The sequence below is a fragment of the Pseudarthrobacter sp. PS3-L1 genome (assembly GCF_030063285.1).
Classification (GTDB): Bacteria; Actinomycetota; Actinomycetes; order Actinomycetales; family Micrococcaceae; genus Arthrobacter.
This window is the reverse complement of record NZ_JASISU010000002.1, coordinates 713,122-730,837: the sequence shown is the minus strand read 5'-3', so window position 1 is coordinate 730,837 and position 17,716 is coordinate 713,122. Positions and strand designations below refer to the sequence as shown.

The 17,716-nt window shown below is 61.4% G+C and carries 16 protein-coding genes and 1 tRNA gene; 16 read left to right on the top strand and 1 reads right to left on the bottom strand.

The window, feature by feature from the left end:
* The first annotated feature begins 28 nt into the window (after positions 1–28).
* From QMG79_RS07750 to QMG79_RS07680, 15 genes are all read left to right on the top strand, one after another.
* Entirely contained in the window at positions 29–928 is a 900-nt protein-coding gene (locus QMG79_RS07750) for a ParA family protein (RefSeq protein WP_283537976.1), read from the top strand.
* 6 nt (positions 929–934) lie between these two features.
* A complete protein-coding gene (locus QMG79_RS07745; RefSeq protein WP_283537975.1) occupies positions 935–1,747 on the top strand; it encodes a segregation and condensation protein A in 813 nt (270 codons plus the stop codon).
* A 92-nt stretch (positions 1,748–1,839) separates the two neighbouring features.
* On the top strand, positions 1,840–2,409 hold the full coding sequence (scpB, locus tag QMG79_RS07740) for an SMC-Scp complex subunit ScpB (RefSeq protein WP_349357255.1): 570 nt from the start codon (positions 1,840–1,842) through the stop codon (positions 2,407–2,409).
* Positions 2,410–2,516: 107 nt separating this feature from the next.
* Positions 2,517–3,767: a pseudouridine synthase gene (locus QMG79_RS07735; protein WP_283537973.1), complete on the top strand. Its 1,251-nt coding sequence runs from the start codon at positions 2,517–2,519 to the stop codon at positions 3,765–3,767.
* Between the two features lie 3 nt (positions 3,768–3,770).
* The gene (locus tag QMG79_RS07730) at positions 3,771–4,880 is read left to right on the top strand and encodes a prephenate dehydrogenase (protein WP_283537972.1); all 1,110 of its coding nucleotides are present in this window, start codon (positions 3,771–3,773) and stop codon (positions 4,878–4,880) included.
* The gene (gene cmk / locus QMG79_RS07725) at positions 4,880–5,593 is read left to right on the top strand and encodes a (d)CMP kinase (RefSeq protein WP_283537971.1); all 714 of its coding nucleotides are present in this window, start codon (positions 4,880–4,882) and stop codon (positions 5,591–5,593) included. Before QMG79_RS07730 ends, cmk begins: the two co-directional genes overlap by 1 nt.
* A complete protein-coding gene (locus QMG79_RS07720) occupies positions 5,586–6,314 on the top strand; it encodes a lysophospholipid acyltransferase family protein (protein ID WP_283537970.1) in 729 nt (242 codons plus the stop codon). Before cmk ends, QMG79_RS07720 begins: the two co-directional genes overlap by 8 nt.
* On the top strand, positions 6,311–7,861 hold the full coding sequence (gene der / locus QMG79_RS07715) for a ribosome biogenesis GTPase Der (protein ID WP_283537969.1): 1,551 nt from the start codon (positions 6,311–6,313) through the stop codon (positions 7,859–7,861). Before QMG79_RS07720 ends, der begins: the two co-directional genes overlap by 4 nt.
* Positions 7,862–8,008: 147 nt before the next feature.
* Positions 8,009–8,082: transfer RNA gene (locus QMG79_RS07710), tRNA-Pro, on the top strand.
* A gap of 67 nt (positions 8,083–8,149) precedes the next feature.
* The gene (locus tag QMG79_RS07705) at positions 8,150–9,745 is read left to right on the top strand and encodes an ABC-F family ATP-binding cassette domain-containing protein (RefSeq protein WP_283537968.1); all 1,596 of its coding nucleotides are present in this window, start codon (positions 8,150–8,152) and stop codon (positions 9,743–9,745) included.
* Between the two features lie 183 nt (positions 9,746–9,928).
* Positions 9,929–10,315, top strand: coding sequence for a glycine cleavage system protein GcvH (gene gcvH, locus QMG79_RS07700; RefSeq protein WP_283537967.1), 387 nt, complete (start codon positions 9,929–9,931; stop codon positions 10,313–10,315).
* A 142-nt stretch (positions 10,316–10,457) separates the two neighbouring features.
* Positions 10,458–10,922, top strand: a complete 465-nt coding sequence (locus QMG79_RS07695; protein ID WP_283537966.1) for an FHA domain-containing protein — start codon at positions 10,458–10,460, stop codon at positions 10,920–10,922.
* A gap of 23 nt (positions 10,923–10,945) precedes the next feature.
* Positions 10,946–11,662: a transcriptional regulator FtsR gene (gene ftsR, locus QMG79_RS07690; protein WP_283538048.1), complete on the top strand. Its 717-nt coding sequence runs from the start codon at positions 10,946–10,948 to the stop codon at positions 11,660–11,662.
* Positions 11,663–12,169, top strand: coding sequence for a bifunctional nuclease family protein (locus QMG79_RS07685; protein ID WP_283537965.1), 507 nt, complete (start codon positions 11,663–11,665; stop codon positions 12,167–12,169).
* Between the two features lie 243 nt (positions 12,170–12,412).
* The gene (locus tag QMG79_RS07680; protein ID WP_502934711.1) at positions 12,413–13,009 is read left to right on the top strand and encodes a MerR family transcriptional regulator; all 597 of its coding nucleotides are present in this window, start codon (positions 12,413–12,415) and stop codon (positions 13,007–13,009) included.
* Between the two features lie 101 nt (positions 13,010–13,110).
* On the opposite strand, the gene QMG79_RS07675 is transcribed toward QMG79_RS07680, so the two are convergent.
* Positions 13,111–13,938 (bottom strand): ParA family protein, encoded by an 828-nt coding sequence (locus QMG79_RS07675; RefSeq protein ID WP_283537964.1) that lies wholly within the window; start codon positions 13,936–13,938, stop codon positions 13,111–13,113.
* Between the two features lie 329 nt (positions 13,939–14,267).
* On the opposite strand from QMG79_RS07675, the gene QMG79_RS07670 reads away from it, so the two are divergent.
* Positions 14,268–17,663 (top strand): pyruvate carboxylase, encoded by a 3,396-nt coding sequence (locus tag QMG79_RS07670; RefSeq protein ID WP_283537963.1) that lies wholly within the window; start codon positions 14,268–14,270, stop codon positions 17,661–17,663.
* Positions 17,664–17,716: the final 53 nt, after the last annotated feature.

The following is a 17,716-nucleotide window of genomic DNA, read 5'->3' as shown; positions in this document are numbered from 1 at the left end:
CAACGTCATTGAAAGTGTGGATAGATACGTGAGCAGCGAGCAGGGTGCAGTGACGCTGGAGGGTGCGGGAGACGAGCTGGAAGACGCCGTCATGGGTCCAACTGGCAGGCCGTACCGCGAATTCCCTGAACCAACGCCGCTGTCTTCCCACGGTCCTGCCAGGGTCATTGCCATGGTTAACCAGAAGGGCGGAGTGGGGAAAACCACCTCCACCATCAACCTCGCCGCTGCACTGGCGGAGTTCGGCCGCAAAGTCTTGGTGGTGGACTTTGACCCGCAAGGGGCGCTCTCCGCCGGTTTGGGCACCAACCCCCACGAGCTTGATCTCACCGTGTACAACGTCTTGATGGACCGCAAGGTCGACATCCGCGACGCCATCCAGCACACGGGAACAGAGAATATTGATCTCTTGCCGGCCAACATTGACCTTTCGGCAGCAGAGGTGCAGCTGGTCAACGAAGTCGCCCGTGAGCAAGTCCTGGACCGCGCGCTGAAAAAGGTAGAAGACGAATACGACGTCGTTCTCATCGACTGCCAACCATCCCTTGGCCTCCTGACAGTCAACGCACTGACTGCCGCCCATGGCGTCATCATTCCCCTGATCTGCGAGTTCTTCGCTCTCCGGGCGGTGGCGCTCCTGGTCGAGACCATCGACAAAGTACAGGACAGGCTCAATCCGCGCCTGCAGGTTGATGGTGTCCTGGCCACCATGTACGACGCACGGACCCTTCATAGCCGGGAAGTCATCACCCGCCTTGTTGAGGCATTCGGCGACAAGGTTTTCGAAACCGTCATCAAACGGTCAATCAAGTTTGCTGACGCCACAGTGGCCGCCGAGCCCATCACCAGCTATGCCGGTAACCATATTGGCGCTGATGCCTACCGCAGGCTCGCCAAGGAACTGATTTCCCGCGGAGGGGCGCCGTAACTTCCCATGGCTGAGCTCAAGGCCGGCTTCGAGGTTCGACTCGCCAACTTCACTGGCCCCTTCGATCTGCTCCTAGGCCTGATTGCAAAGCACCAGCTGGATATCACGGAAGTGGCCATTGCCACCGTGACCGATGAGTTCATCAGGTACATCCGCGGATTCCAGGAGATCGGCACCGACTGGGCTTTGGATGAGGCCAGCGAATTCCTGGTGATCGCGGCAACTCTCCTGGACCTCAAGGCTGCGAGACTGCTCCCAGCAGGTGCGGTGGATGACGACGAAGACTTCGCACTTCTTGAAGCCCGCGACCTGCTGTTTGCAAGGCTGCTGCAATACCGGGCTTTCAAGCATGTTGCTGTACTGCTGGGGGACACGCTGGAGGATGAGGCCCAGCGATTTCCCAGGGCAGTGGGGCTCGAGGAACATTTCGCCGCCATGCTGCCGGATCTGGTGTGGCGGCACACGCCGGAGCAGTTCGCGGCCCTGGCCAGCAAAGCGCTGTTGCCGAAGGTTCCCCAACCCACAGAGGTTGGCCTGGCGCACCTGCACGGCGGAACCGTCAGCGTCCGCGAACAAGCCGAACTCCTGGGCCTGCGGCTCCGGGAGGGGCATCCCCTGTCCTTCCGGGCCCTGATTGCTGATGCTGAATCAACCTTGGTGGTGGTGGCACGGTTCCTGGCGCTCCTGGAGATGTACCGCGACCGGGCCGTGGGATTTGACCAGGTTGCGCCGCTGGGGGAGCTCGGTGTCCACTGGAGGGCTGGTATCCACGAGTGGTCCAGTGACCATCTGAGCGAGGAATTCGAGGGACAGACGTGAGTCAGGAATCGCTAGGGCACGAGGCGTTCCCGGACGTCGGAGATGGTGGGGTTCGGCCCGGCCGCGCCAAGGCAGCCTTGGAAGCTGTCCTGATGGTCATCGACCAGCCAGCAAGTGCCAGCCAACTTGCCGCCGGGCTGGGACTCGGAGTTGCCGACGTCGAACTTCTTCTGACGGAACTGCAACGGGACTATGACGGCTATACTGGAAGTTCCCCGGATCCGGAAACGGTGCATCACCATGCCCCAGCTCCAGTGCCCCGGGGATTTGAATTGCGGACTGTTGCCGGCGGGTGGCGGATCTACTCGCGTGCTGAATTTGCCGACATTGTGGGCACTTTTGTCCTAGATGGGCAGACGGCACGCCTGACGCAGGCGGCTCTGGAAACTCTTGCAGTCGTCGCCTATCGGCAGCCCGTTTCGCGGGCCAGGGTGTCTGCAATTCGAGGAGTCAATGTCGACTCTGTCGTGCGGACGCTGACTCAGCGTGGATTGATTGAAGATTCGGGTACTGATCCCGAGTCTGGAGCCATCCTGTACCGGACCACATCCCATTTCCTTGAAAGGATGGGGATCGGGTCTGTTGCCGAGTTGCCCCAACTCTCGCCCCATCTTCCAGGGCTGGACGGGATTGCGGAGTTCTACGACGCCGGCACCATCTAGGCGGTTACGCCACCTATCATCACATTTCAGGGCAGACGAAAACTGCCCGGCTGGTTAGGGTTGTCTACAGACACCCCTGATCGGGCATCATCAACGAAGGACGGGTCATGACACAGGCGGGACGCCAGGGTTCACCACGTAACGGTTCGGGACGCAACAGTTCTGGACGAAACTCAACAGGCAGGCCGGCGCAGGGCAAGCCGACCGCAGGAAAGCCAACCCAGGGGCGTCCGGCCCAGGGCGGCTCCGCCGCTGGTGGCGCCGGTCGCAAACCGGGCGGCTTCAAGGGTGGATTCACCCAGGGCGAGCGACCCTACAAGGCTCCGAGGCCGCGCGAGGAGCGTTTCATCGATCCGGACGAGCAGCCCCAGGACAGCGCTGCCGCCGTTGGCCGGGAGCGAGGACCGGCAGGGGCAGGAGCCCGTCGGCCCGGCGCCCGCAAACCAGGTGCAGGGAAAGTCCCGGGGACTCCCGGTGCACTCAAGCCGAAACCGCGTTCGACGTCGGCCAAGACCTTCGGCACCAAAGCGTTCGGTAGCGAGCGGTTCGGCCAAAACCTTGGACCCGTCCGCAAACCGTCCCGGAAACGCGGCCCGCGTGGCGACGTTCCCCAGTCTGAACTCCACGACGCCGACGGTACCCGACTGCAGAAGGTCATGGCCCAGGCTGGCGTCGCATCACGCCGGGTATGCGAGGAAATGATCGCCGAGGGCCGTGTTGAAGTCGATGGCCAGGTGACCACCGAGCTCGGTGTCCGGGTGGACCCATCGACTGCCGTCATCCATGTTGACGGCATCAGGATCCAGCTGGACGACAGCCTTGTGTACATGGTGTTCAACAAGCCCAAGGGCGTTGTCTCCACTATGGAGGACCCCGAGGGGCGTCAGTGCATCAGCGACTTTGTCCGGAACACCAATGGTGAGCGGCTTTTCCACGTGGGGCGCTTGGACGTCGCCACCGAAGGCCTGCTGCTGCTGACCAATGACGGAGAGTTGGCCAACCGGCTCACCCACCCGTCCTACGAGGTTCCCAAAACCTACCTGGTCCAGGTTCGCGGTCCGTTCCCGCAGGGCATCGGTGCGCAGCTCAAGGCCGGTGTCGAACTCGAAGACGGCATCGCTTCCGTCGACTCTTTTCGCTTGGTCGATTCCACGCCGGGCCACGTATTGATCGAGGTTGTGTTGCACTCCGGTAAAAACCGGATTGTCCGCCGGCTTTTCGATGAGGTCGGGTTCCCCGTGATCCGCCTGGTCCGAGTGAAGGTCGGGCCCATCGGGCTTGGCGACCAGCGCCAGGGCAGCATCCGCAACCTCGGGAAGCAGGAAGTCGGCCACCTGCTGTCGTCCGTGGGGCTGTAGGGAATGTCCGCCTTCGTTGCCCAGGGTCCCGGTCAGCTGACTGGACCCGTGGTGGTGCTGGGCACTGGACTCCTTGGCGCCAGCATTGGGCTGGGACTCCGTGGCCGTGGCCTAGAGGTTTTCCTCTCGGATCCCTCTCCCACCAACCAGGCAGTTGCCGTTGACATTGGGGCTGGCCAGCCCCTGGCCGAGCCAGCTCAGGTAACCCCTGAGCTGGTGGTGGTGGCTGCTCCACCGGATGTGACGGCCGACGTCGTCACTGCCGCGCTTTTTGCGTACCCCACTGCCACGGTCGTGGACATTGCCAGCGTGAAGGTCGACATTGAGGCGGCTCTGCGGTGCCGGAAAGTGGATCTTTCACGCTATGTGGGAACCCACCCGATGGCTGGCCGGGAAAAATCAGGGCCAGTCGCAGCGCGCGGTGAGCTGTTTACGTCCATGCCATGGGTGGTGTGCCCTTCGGAAGAAACGGCACCCCGGGCCCTGACTGCTGCGAAAGCCCTCGCAGCAGACCTAGGTGCAGTGGTCTCCGTGCTCTCGCCCGAGGAGCATGATCAGGCTGTGGCGCTGGTGTCGCACCTCCCGCAAGTCATGTCATCACTTTTGGCGAGCAGGCTGCAGGGGACACCCCTGCATGCACTCTCGCTCGCGGGCAATGGCCTGCGCGATGTGACTCGGATAGCCGCGAGTGATCCGACGCTCTGGGTCCAGATCCTTGGGGCAAACGCCGCCAAAGTGGTGGAGGTTCTCTACGGGGTCAGGACAGACCTGGATCGTCTGATTGGCACCCTGGAGGATCCATATGCTGACGGTGCCCGGCTGGACCTTGCCCAGCTGATCAGCGAGGGCAATGCTGGCCAGCAGCGTATTCCTGGGAAACACGGAGCCCCGCCCCAGGCGTACTCATGGCTGACTGTCCTGGTGGACGACAGGCCGGGACAAATCGCTCGACTCCTCACGGAGATTGGCGAAATTGGCGTCAACCTCGAAGATCTCCGACTGGATCATTCCTCGGGACAGAACAAGGGCATGGTGGAAATTTCCGTCATGCCGAACACACACGATCACCTGATCGAAGCATTGAACGACAGAGGATGGCAGGTGCTGCAGTAATGGCCAAGGAACTTTTTGACGCGCTGGCGTCCCTGCGGGTGGGGCGTCCGCTCGTCGTGGCCATTGACGGGCCCTCCGGATCCGGCAAATCCAGTGTCAGCAAAGAGGTAGCACGCCGCCTTCATGTGGCGTACTTGGATTCAGGTGCCATGTACCGCGCACTCACATGGTTCGCCTTGGAGCAGGGCATCGATGTCAAAGACGCTGTTGCTGTGGAACAGGCAGCAAGGGACTTTCCCTTGGACATCAGTACGTCGGCCGACGACGAATTTGTGCGTGTGGCCGGAACTGACGTCACCGAGGCCATCCGCGAACCAGTCATCTCCGCTGCCGTCAGTGCCGTTGCCACCACGCTGGGTGCACGCACTGAGCTGATTCGACGGATGCGGGCAACCATCGAGGAACACCACCGCAGGATTGTGGTGGAGGGCAGGGACATCACCACGGTGGTGGCCCCCGGAGCTGAAGTACGCATGCTGCTGACGGCAAGCGAAGAGGCCAGGCTCCGGCGTCGTGGTATCCAGTTGGGTGGCACGCAGAGCGCCGAGCAGCTTGCCCTCCAGGTAACGGGCAGGGATGCCAAAGACTCCGCGGTGGTGAACTTCACCCAAGCGGCTGACGGTGTTGTGACGCTTGATTCCTCCGAGTTGGACTTTGCCGAGACAGTGGATGCTGCGCTAGAGATTGTCGTCAGGATCCTGAACCGTGACTGAGCGAGACATTCCGGGGCGTTGGACCATCCTGTGGAGTCGCCCTGTCGGCTGGGTCCTTGACCACGTGGTCTACCGCACCAGAGTGGTCGGCCGCAGCACTGTACCGTCCCGGGGTCCCGTTATTTTCGCGGCTAACCACATCAGTTTCCTGGACGGGCCAGTGATGTTCGGCGCCGCGCCACGGCCCATGCACATCCTTGTCAAGAAAGAGATGTTTAAGGGATTCCTCGGAGTGGTACTGCGCGCCAGTGGCCAGCTCCCCGTGGACCGTTCCGGCGACCGTGCTGCGCTGCAGCGCTGCAAGAGTGTCCTGGATGCTGGCCATTGCATCGGCATTCTTCCAGAGGGGACCCGGGGTGGGGGCCAAGCTGGCGCCATCAGCAATGGGGTTGCTTGGCTTGCCCTTAATTCTTCGGCGCAGGTTGTTCCGGTAGCCATTCTGGGAACCAGGCAGGGAGTCGAGCACGTGGACTCCGTGCCCAGGCCAGGACGGCGCCTCCACGTTCAGTTTGGGGAGCCGTTTACGGTCTCCCGCCAGCCCGGGGAATCCGGGCGTGTTTCAATGGACAGGGCAGCGGCAGACATCCGTGCCGCCCTGGCCGGCAATATTCAGGACGCCATTGCGGCCAGCGGGCAGGAACTTCCCCGCACGGATGACCGCACCATTTTTCAAGCAGTAGCCGGGACGCCGGCAGATGACCCTTTAAGGAACGTGTTATGAGCGATACGACTCAAACCTCCAGCCACTCCGGAACCGGCGACGACGATTACAACCCCAGCGGCACCGACCAGGTGGTTGAGAGGCTGGCAGCCATCGGTGACGAGGAAGCCGATGTCCGCGCGGCCTCGCTCCGGGCTGGCCTTGAAGACTACGACCTCGATGAGGACGACGCCGCCCTGTTGAGCGGCGAGTACGACGATGAGGACTTTGACGGTCCCGCCCGGCTCGATCCCGTCCTGGCCATCATTGGCCGGCCCAACGTGGGTAAATCAACTCTCGTAAACCGTATCCTTGGCCGCCGCGAAGCAGTCGTTGAAGATACCCCCGGCGTCACCCGGGACCGTGTCATGTACGCCGCCGAGTGGAATGGCCAGAAGTTCACCCTGGTAGACACAGGTGGTTGGGAACACGATGCCAGGGGTATTCACGCCCGTGTCGCCGAACAGGCTGAAATGGCCGTCGAGATGGCTGATGCTGTGCTGTTTGTTGTGGACTCCGCCGTGGGGGCGACCGCAACGGATGAGGGCGTCATGCGGATGCTCCGCCGCAGCAAGAAGCCCGTCATTATGGTCGCCAACAAGGTTGATGACTTCGCCCAGGAGGCAGACTCCGCATCCCTCTGGGGCCTTGGCTTCGGCGAACCCTATCCGGTATCGGCGCTGCACGGCCGTGGGGTGGCCGACCTCCTGGACCACGTGATCAACACCCTGCCGGAATTTTCGACCATTGAGGGTGTGGAGCGCTCCGGTGGCCCGCGCAGGATCGCGCTGATCGGGCGCCCCAACGTGGGCAAATCCTCTCTGTTGAACAAGCTTGCCGGATCCGAGCGCGTTGTTGTTGACAACACCGCTGGCACTACCCGTGATCCCGTGGACGAGTTCATCGAACTGGGAGACCGCACCTGGCGCTTCGTCGACACGGCAGGAATCCGCCGCCGCCAACACATGGCACAGGGTGCCGACTACTACGCCTCCCTCCGGACGCAGGCCGCGCTGGAGAAGGCAGAGGTTGCCGTCGTGCTCCTTGCTGTGGACGAAGTCCTCAGCGAACAGGACGTCCGCATCTTGCAGTTGGCCATTGAGTCCGGCCGAGCCATGGTCCTGGCGTTTAATAAGTGGGACCTGCTGGACGATGAACGCCGCACGTATCTGGAGCGTGAAATCGAGCAGGACCTCGCCCACGTCGCATGGGCTCCCCGAGTCAACATTTCAGCACTGACCGGATGGCACAAGGACCGTCTGGTGCCTGCGCTTGACCTGGCTCTGGAGAACTGGGACAAACGCATCCCCACCGGACGCCTCAACGCGTTCCTTGGCGAACTGGTGGCGGCACACCCGCACCCGGTTCGCGGTGGCAAGCAGCCCCGTATTCTCTTTGGCACGCAGGCCTCTAGCCGCCCGCCAAAATTTGTTCTGTTCACCACAGGGTTCTTGGACCCGGGATACCGCAGGTTCATCACCCGACGGTTGCGTGAGACGTTCGGCTTCGAGGGAACACCCATCGAAGTCAACATGCGTGTCCGCGAAAAGCGCGGCAAAAAGCGCTGATTGTAGATTCTGGGGAGTTGCACAGCGGGAAGTGTCATTGGCACCCCCGTGGATCGTGTAAGCTCTTCTAGGTGGTTCGGCCGGACTGCTGAGTGAGGTTCTTGGAGCAATCCGGGACCATTGCGCAGCGGAGAACGGCGGAATCAGCGGGCTGTAGCGCAGCTTGGTAGCGCACTTGACTGGGGGTCAAGGGGTCGCAGGTTCAAATCCTGTCAGCCCGACCGCACAGGAAAAGCATCCGATCATCGGGTGCTTTTCTGTTTAACCACACACGAGAGGTCAGTTCGCATGAGCCTGATCCGTTTGAACGATGTCCACGTCAGTTTTGAAAAGACGCCGATTCTCCGCGAGGCGTTTTTCCGGCTGGAGAAGAAAGACCGCGTAGGCCTTATCGGGCGCAATGGCTCCGGCAAGACCACCCTGCTGAAACTTGTCCTGGATCAGGTCCAGCCGGACTCTGGCACGGTGGCCGTGGACGAGGGAACGCGCATTGGCTACTTCTCCCAGTTCTCGGAGCTTGATGGGACGGCCACCATCACGGAGGTCCTTGATGGTCTCTTCGGTGATGTCCACGCCGTCGAAGCGGAGCTGGCGTCCATCGATGCTGCCATTGCCGCCGATCCCGCCGGCGGACCCGAGCAGGACAGGATGATCATCCGCCAGGCTGAACTCTTCGAGGAGATGGATCGGCTGGACGGATGGGACTATCCCCGGCGAATCGACCAGGTACTGACCACTCTTGGCTTTACGCCCGCGCATAGGATCTGCGCCATAGACGAGCTTTCCGGTGGATGGCGCAACCGTGCCGCGCTGGCAAAGATCATCCTTGAGGAGCCGGATGTACTGCTCCTTGATGAACCCACGAACTTCCTTGACGTCCAGGGTGTTGAGTGGCTGGAATCCTGGTTCCGGGACTTCAAGGGTGCAGCCGTCATTGTCTCGCACGATCGCAGGTTCCTGGACGTTGTCGCCACACGCATCATCGAGGTCGAGAACTTCCACCTGCACGAATATCCGGGCAACTTCGGCGAGTACATCATTGCAAAGCAGTTCCGGCTCAAGACCCTGGAAGCCCAGTTTGTCCATGAGTCGGAGCTGCTGGCCTTTGAAGCCGAAGGGATCGCTGACCGGCGCGAGGCTGCCAAAGGGGGCGGGCGGAACCTTGGCAAGCAGTTGGCCGGTATCAAGAAGTCACGCGCACCACGTCCGGTTGATGAGATCATCACCGAGATCTACCGGGGCCTGCATGTCAAGGATGTCCTGTGCCGTGTAAACGGGCTGGGCAAGGGTTACGGAGACCGGACGCTCTTTTCGGGTGTTGACTTCGAGATACGTCGAGGCAACAGGATAGTGGTCCGGGGTGCCAACGGCAGCGGCAAGAGTACCCTGCTCCGCGTTCTCACCGGCGAGGAATCCGCCGACACAGGCACTGTGGCATGGGCGGGAGGGGCCCGAGTGATCTCCTACAACAAAGTTCTTGAAGACCTGGACGATGACGATACGCTCACCCACGCTGTCAATGCCATGCCGGACAGCCTTGCGCTGACAGCAACCCGGAAGTCAGTGGGCAGGTTCCTGTCCATGTTCGCTTTTTCGGAGGCGGACAAGAAGAAACGCCTCCGTGAACTCTCCGGTGGACAACGTGCGCGCGTAGCCATGGCACAGTGCCTGCTGTCCGGGGCCTCGGTGCTCCTGCTCGATGAGCCCACTAACCATCTGGACCTTTCCAGCACACAGGTGATGGAGCGAGCGCTTCTGCATTTCCCGGGAGCCGTGGTGGTGGTCAGCCATGACAGATTCTTCACCGATAAGATCGCCAACCAGCTGATCCTCTTTGGCGGCGCGGGCGCTGACAAGGGCATCGTGGAAGTACGCGCTGCCTAGCGGTGCAGGCGCCTCAGGAATTCTATACCCGGCCCCTGCAGCCATGAAGAGCGTGCTTCTGTAGCCCTTCTGCCTGCAACTGAAGCGATCTGAAACGATCCCGACGGAAACGCCTATACTTTGTGCGGTGGACCGTTTATCTGGCCCTCGCGACCCGGCAAAGTACCAACGAAAGGCCCTTTGATGAGCACGATTCCAGCAGACTTGACCTACACGGCAGAGCACGAGTGGGTTTCAGCGCCGAGCTCCGAGGGCGTTGTCCGTGTGGGCATCACTGACTTTGCGCAGGATGCCCTAGGCGACGTTGTCTACGCGCAGATGCCTGAACCCGGCACAGAGGTCAAAGCCAAGGAAGTAGTGGGAGAAGTCGAATCCACCAAGAGCGTCAGTGACATTTTTGCCCCGCTTGCTGGAGAAGTAGTGGCCCGCAATGAAGAACTGGACACTGATTCCGCCCTGATCAACAGCGATCCCTACGGAAAAGGCTGGCTTCTTGAAATCAGGTTGGCCGATCCAGCGGACCTGGGGTCACTGCTCAGTGCAGCGGACTACGAACAGCAGGTAGGCTGAACCTACTGGGTTTTTACCTGACCATCCTCTGGCGTCCCCGCACGTCAGCGTGGTCTCGAAAAGCCCAGCCCGGGCCTGCGGAAGGCCCAGTGCACCGTGATGATTGCGCTCAAGCGAGACGCAACGACTGAGGAGGACCCTTTTGGCTGGCCAAGAACAGCACCCTGGCATCGATGGACAGGTATCGGAATCCGACACCACCTCGATCCACATTACGGCCCCCGCTGCAGAGCAGGGTATAGCTCCTCAACTTTCCACCGAAGAAGGAGCCGCAGTTGAAGCCCTTCCGGCCGATTCGGCGCTGCTGGTAGCACACAGTGGCCCCAACGCTGGTGCGCGGTTCTTGCTGGACTCCGACGTAACCTCCGCCGGGCGTCATCCGGACGCGGACATCTTCCTAGACGATGTCACTGTCTCCCGGCGCCATGTCGAATTCCGCCGGACCGAGCGCGGCTTCAGCGTCGTGGACACAGGCAGCCTGAACGGCACCTACGTCAATCAGGACCGTGTTGACAGCGTGGAACTGCGCTCCGGTAGTGAAGTCCAGATCGGCAAATTCCGCCTCACCTTCTACCTGAGTCCTGCCCGCGCAGCAGGCCGCGCCTGATCCCGGAGTATCTGCCTGTGGTGATGGCACATGCGCAACGTCGTGGGCCGCAGGTCCTCAACATTGGTGAGGTCCTCGGTCAGCTGAGTGGAGATTTCCCCACCATGACCGCGTCCAAAATCCGGTTCCTGGAGGAAAAGGGCCTCATTACCCCGCGGCGGACCCCAGCGGGATATCGGCAGTATGCGGAGTCGGATGTAGAGCGGCTTCGGTTTGTCCTTTCCCTCCAGCGCGACCAGTATCTGCCACTCAAGGTCATCAAGGACTATCTTGACGCCATTGACAGGGGGGAGAGGCCTGAAAACCTGCCCCCCGGCGTCGTGGTGTCCCCGAGGATTGTCTCGGATGAGATGGCTGCCGAGCTCGCGCGGCGCGGCCGGCGCCTTACGGAGGAACAGTTGCGGACGGAATCGGGGGCGAGCGTTCCCCTTCTGGAATCTTTGCTAAGTTTTGGTCTCATTGGCCACTCGCAGGGGATGTTTGATGAGCACGCACTGCAGGTCGCCCGAGCCTGCGTCCAGCTGGAGGGTCACGGCCTGGAGCCGCGTCATCTCCGGCCGTTCCAGGCGGCCGCTGAGCGCGAGTTCGGCCTGGTTGAGCGGGCAGTTGCGCCGCTGACGTCCCGCAAGGACGCTGCGTCCCAGGCTCGTGCCGCTGAGGCGGCCCGTGAAATCAGCGATCTTTGCCTCTCATTGCACAGGGCTTTGGTTCAGGACCACATTTCCAGGATGGACTTCTAGATGATTGAGGTGGAGATCGTCGGCGTTCGGATCGAGCTTCCCTCAAACCAGCCTCTGGTGCTGCTTCGGGAGGTCGAGGGAGCACGTCATGTTCCCATCTGGATTGGAACAGCTGAGGCAAGCGCCATTGCGCTGGCTCAGCAGGGCGTGGTTCCACCCAGGCCCATGACCCACGATCTCCTGGTCGACGTGGTGGAGTCCCTCGGTCACGCCATTGTTGGCGTCTCAATCGTGGCGGTCGAAGACAGCGTCTTTTATGGACAGTTGACTTTTGAAAACGGGACGACTGTCAGCTCTCGGGCTTCCGATGCCCTCGCCGTTGCGCTCCGCGCCCGGTGCCGCATTTGGTGCGCCGACAACGTGATGGAAGAAGCTGGCGTCCACATCACTGAGCACGATGACGGCGAAGAGACACAGGGAGGGCCAGCCACGCAGGATGAAGAGCGTGAGCTGCGACGTTTCCGCGAGTTTTTGGACGATGTGGAACCCGAAGATTTCGGGCGCTAGGTCACGTTAAGGTTAAAGTTGAGGCTGAAAGTTTCGACACGCCGGGACAATGCCCCCGACGTCTTTGACCTTGTCTCTTTACGGGCCTAACGTCGGAGATATCAAGTTCCCGTTGCTTGCAGCAGCCGTGCCGGTCACACTGAGGTGTACAGTCCCGGCGGTGCCCAGCGCATAACGTCCGAGGCATGATTTCATGCCGGACTGGCAGCACATCTTCGGGAGCAGACTACAAGGAGGATCCAGGTGAGTCCCACAGGCGAAGCAGGAGGGTTGAAGCAACCCTCCGGAGCTGGCTCGTCGGTTCCCGTCAAGGGCGCCCAAGGGCTGCTCTTTACCGAGGATCTCCCCGTTCTGGATGAAGACGCAGGGTACCGCGGGCCCACCGCCTGCAAGGCGGCCGGGATCACGTATCGCCAACTGGATTACTGGGCACGGACCGGGCTGGTGGAGCCTGCTGTCCGAGGCGCTGCTGGCTCGGGTTCACAGCGGCTCTACGGGTTTCGAGACATCCTTGTCCTCAAAGTCGTCAAACGGCTGCTGGACACTGGAGTGTCGCTCCAGCAGATCCGATCTGCCGTAGAACATCTTCGCGAACGCGGTGTGGAAGACTTGGCCCAGATCACCCTGATGAGTGACGGTGCAAGTGTCTACGAGTGCACGTCGGCTGATGAGGTTATCGATCTGGTGCAGGGCGGACAAGGTGTCTTCGGGATTGCCGTTGGCCGAGTCTGGCGCGAAGTGGAGGGCACGTTGGCCTCGCTTCCCAGCGAACACGCCCTGGAACAGTCCTTTCCCGACGATGAACTCAGCAAACGCAGGGTATCCCGCAAAATCAGCTGAAAGATTTATAACACCGAATGCTCCTGCAGTCGCAGGGGCATTCGTGCTTTAAGGCTGATCTGTTGCTGGTGATGCGACGGTGGTGGAGCGCCCAGGCTGTCCTAGCCCCGCCGTGGTTCCCTGGGCTGACGACTGGTGCCCGAGGCCAAAAGGTTTTTCAGCAACAGGTCAAAAAGTGCCGCCGCGTTCTTTGCCGACTCGCCGGGCCACTGATGAATTGGATGTGCTGCTCCCTGGATCTGCTGCCAGTTTGCCTGCTCTGGAATTCGTGGCTGAAGAAGCAGATCGCCGAACATCGACTCCATTTCTGCAAGTCGGAAGATATGTTCGGAGGATCCGGTCCGGACGCGGTTTGCAACAATGCCCGCAGGCGCAAGGTTGGGAGCAAATTCCTGCCGAAAGAGCTGCATGGCACGCATGGTGCGTTCTGTTCCAGCAACCGAGAAAAGTCCGGGCTCGGCAACGAGTGCCACCCTGGTGCTCGCTGACCAGGCCATCCTGGTCAGGCCGTTGAGGGATGGCGGGCAGTCGATCAGTATCAGGTCATACTTCTGCGTTTCGGCAATGATGGTGTTCAACCGCCGCAGGTCGCGTCGGCCAAGGTCCGGCCGATCGTAGATGCCGGAAAATGCGGAGCCAACTGCCACATCCAGGATGGCCTCTGCGGAAGCTGTGGCCCGGTTCCGGGACGCCCATCCACTGACTGCTACGTTCTCAGCCAGATTGGCCCGCCGCGGCCGTTTGAGCATCCGGCCAATGTCCAGCCTTTCGCCGGAAACTACCCCCAGCGCCGTAGTGGCATCCGCATGCGGGTCCAGGTCCACCACAAGGGTGGGGATTCCCGCAGCAAGCGCGGCGGACGCGAGTCCCGTTGTGACGGAGGTTTTACCCACCCCGCCCTTGAGGCTGCTGATGCTGACTACTTGCACGTGAAAACCCAAGACCTAACGCCGGTTGCAATGTTCAGGAGCTGTCCCCTGGACAGCCGGGCCCCAGCCTGGCCGGAACCAAGCTAGAAAACGCCCTACACCATCATATGGTGCGGCTGAAGTGAAACCCGCGATCTCGCACTCCGGCACGGCTCGGCGCCTGCGTGGTCCCATGATGCGGGCGTTCCGTCCATCCGCGGCGTGCTGTAACTACACTGGAGATGACGGTTCTTCATGTGATGGTTGCCACATTGGTTTGTGCAGACCGGCCACCGTCTTGGACACTGTGAGCACATTCACCGATTCATCCGCCCAGGTGCAGGAGAAGTATGTTTTCGAAGATTTTGGTGGCCAACCGTGGGGAGATTGCCATCCGCGCTTTCCGCGCAGGGTATGAGCTCGGGGCCAAAACAGTCGCAGTCTTCCCCTATGAGGATCGCAATTCCATCCACCGACAGAAGGCCGGGGAGGCTTATCTCATAGGCGAAGAAGGGCATCCGGTCCGTGCCTACCTTGATATAGCTGAAGTCATTAGGGTTGCCAAGGAATCCGGGGCGGACGCCATCTACCCCGGGTATGGTTTTCTCTCAGAGAATCCGGAGTTGGCCCGGGCGGCGGAAGAGGCCGGCATCACGTTCGTGGGACCGCCAGCTGATGTCCTTGAACTCGCTGGAAACAAGGTGGAGGCGCTTGCGGCTGCCCGCCGTGCAGGTGTTCCGGTGTTGAACTCCAGCGCACCGTCCAGGGACGTGGACGAACTTATTGCTGCCGCAGACCAGATCGGGTTTCCAATCTTTGCCAAGGCGGTGGCAGGTGGTGGAGGTCGTGGCATGCGTCGTGTCGAGACGCGCGAAGCCCTGCCAGAGGCGCTGCAGGCAGCAATGCGGGAAGCCGATGCGGCATTTGGGGACCCCACCATGTTCCTGGAGCAGGCCGTCCTGCGGCCCCGCCATATTGAGGTGCAGATCCTGGCTGATGCCCAGGGCAATGTGATGCACCTCTTTGAGCGGGACTGTTCAATCCAGCGCAGGCATCAAAAAGTCATTGAGATTGCTCCCGCACCCAACCTCGACGAGGGCATCCGCCAGGCCCTCTACAGCGACGCCGTGAAATTCGCGAAAGCCTTGAACTACGTCAACGCTGGAACAGTGGAGTTCCTGGTGGACACAGTGGGGGAACGTGCGGGCCAACACGTGTTCATTGAAATGAACCCACGTATCCAAGTGGAGCACACTGTCACGGAAGAGGTGACAGACGTCGATCTGGTCCAGGCCCAGCTGCGCATCGCAGCCGGCGAGACCCTTGAAGAGCTGGGGCTATCCCAGGAGACAGTCAAACTCCGGGGAGCGGCCCTGCAATCCCGTATCACCACAGAGGACCCTGCCAACGGATTCCGGCCGGACGTTGGAAAGATCACTGGCTACCGGTCTGCGGGCGGAGCTGGAGTGCGTTTGGACGGTGGGACTGTCTACTCTGGCGCGGAGATCAGCCCCCACTTCGACTCCTTGCTGGTCAAGCTCACCTGCCGTGGCCGTGACTATCCAGCGGCCGTGGCACGTGCACGTCGTGCCCTCGCCGAATTTCGCATCCGGGGGGTATCTACCAACATTCCGTTCCTGCAGGCTGTCCTGGATGATCCGGACTTCATCGCAGGAAATGTCGCCACGTCCTTTATCGAGGAGCGGCCAGAACTGCTCAACTCGCGGGTTTCTGCGGACCGCGGCACCAAACTGCTGACGTGGCTTGCCGAAGTAACGGTCAATAAACCCAACGGTGAACTGCCAGTCCATTCCGATCCACTTGAAAAGTTGCCCCCGCTCCCGGACGCCGTGGCATCGCAGGGAACGCGCCAGCGGTTGCTGGAAATGGGACCGGAGAAATTTTCGGCCGCACTCCGTGAACAGACTGCCGTGGCCGTCACCGACACCACGTTCCGGGATGCCCACCAATCACTTCTTGCCACCCGGGTTCGAACCCGTGACCTGGTGGCAGCCGGACCGGCAGTTTCAGCCCTCATGCCAGAACTGTTCTCTGTGGAAGCCTGGGGTGGTGCTACGTACGATGTAGCCCTCAGATTCCTAGGCGAGGATCCCTGGGACAGGCTGGTGGCGCTGCGTAAAGCACTCCCGAATGTCTGCCTGCAGATGCTGCTCCGCGGCCGCAATACCGTCGGATACACGCCCTATCCGGAAGAGGTCACCACGGCCTTTGTGGCAGAGGCCGCGGCGAGCGGCATTGATATTTTCCGGATTTTTGACGCCCTGAACGATGTGGAGCAGATGGCCCCAGCCATCCGTGCAGTCCGTGCAACGGGAACCACCGTGGCCGAGGTTGCCCTTTGCTATACAGGCGATCTGCTTGACCCAGACGAAAACCTCTACACCCTGGACTACTACCTCGACCTGGCCCAAAAGATTGTCGATGCAGGGGCCCACATCCTTGCTATCAAGGACATGGCCGGCCTGTTGCGGCCAGCGGCTGCCGCCAAGCTTGTCGCGGCACTGCGGGAGCGCTTTGATCTGCCGGTCCACCTGCACACGCATGACACCGCAGGTGGGCAGCTGGCAACGCTGATGGCTGCCATTGATGCAGGTGTGGATGCTGTGGATGTAGCATCAGCGTCCCTGGCCGGCACCACCAGCCAGCCTGCGGCATCTGCCCTGGTGGCAGCGCTGGTACACACGCCCCGTGATACAGGTCTGAATCTGGCGTCGGTCTGTTCGCTGGAACCCTACTGGGAGGCAGTCCGCCGGGTTTACGCGCCTTTTGAATCTGGTCTTGCGGGACCCACCGGCCGGGTTTATCAGCACGAAATTCCCGGTGGCCAGTTGTCGAACCTGCGTCAGCAGGCTATTGCCCTCGGCCTCGGTGAGCGCTTCGAGGCCATTGAGGACATGTACACAGCTGCCGACCGCATTCTGGGCAGGCTCGTCAAGGTCACTCCGTCGTCAAAGGTGGTCGGTGACCTCGCCCTGCACCTGGTGGGCCTCAACGCTGATCCGGCTGACTTCAACGAGAATCCGCAGAACTATGACATCCCGGATTCTGTCATAGGATTCCTGTCCGGTGAGCTGGGTGATCCGCCGGGAGGCTGGCCTGAGCCCTTCCGCACCAAGGCACTGCAGGGGCGCACCGTAAAAATCCGGGACGTCGAGCTGAGTTCCGAGGACAGTGCGGCACTCCAGGGTGATTCCAGGACCCGGCAGCAGACGCTCAACCGGCTGCTTTTTGCCGGACCCACCAAGGACTACGAAAAAAGCCTAGAGAGTTACGGCAACATCTCAGTGCTGGATACTCGGGACTACCTCTATGGACTGCAGCGGGGACAGGAACACGTCATAGCGCTGGAGAAAGGTGTTCGTCTGATCGCCTCGTTGGAGGCCGTTTCTGAACCTGACGAAAAGGGCATGCGGACAGTGATGTGCACCCTGAATGGACAGTCTCGGCCTGTCGTGGTGCGTGACAGGTCAGTCGTCAGTAACGTCACAGCTGCCGAAAAGGCCGACGCCGGCCGGCCCGGGCATGTTGCGGCCCCCTTCGCGGGGGCCGTCACCTTGACCGTGGCTCTGGGCGCGACTGTGGCAGCCGGAGATACTGTTGCCACAATTGAAGCCATGAAGATGGAAGCGTCTATTACAGCGCCCGTGGCGGGGACGATTTCCCGGCTGGCCGTCTCCGCCGTAGGCCAGGTGCAGGGCGGGGACCTGCTGATTGTGATCGAGTAGGCGCCAGGAACTGCTCGGGCGCAGTACCGGGCAGGAAGGGGCTCCCTCGCATC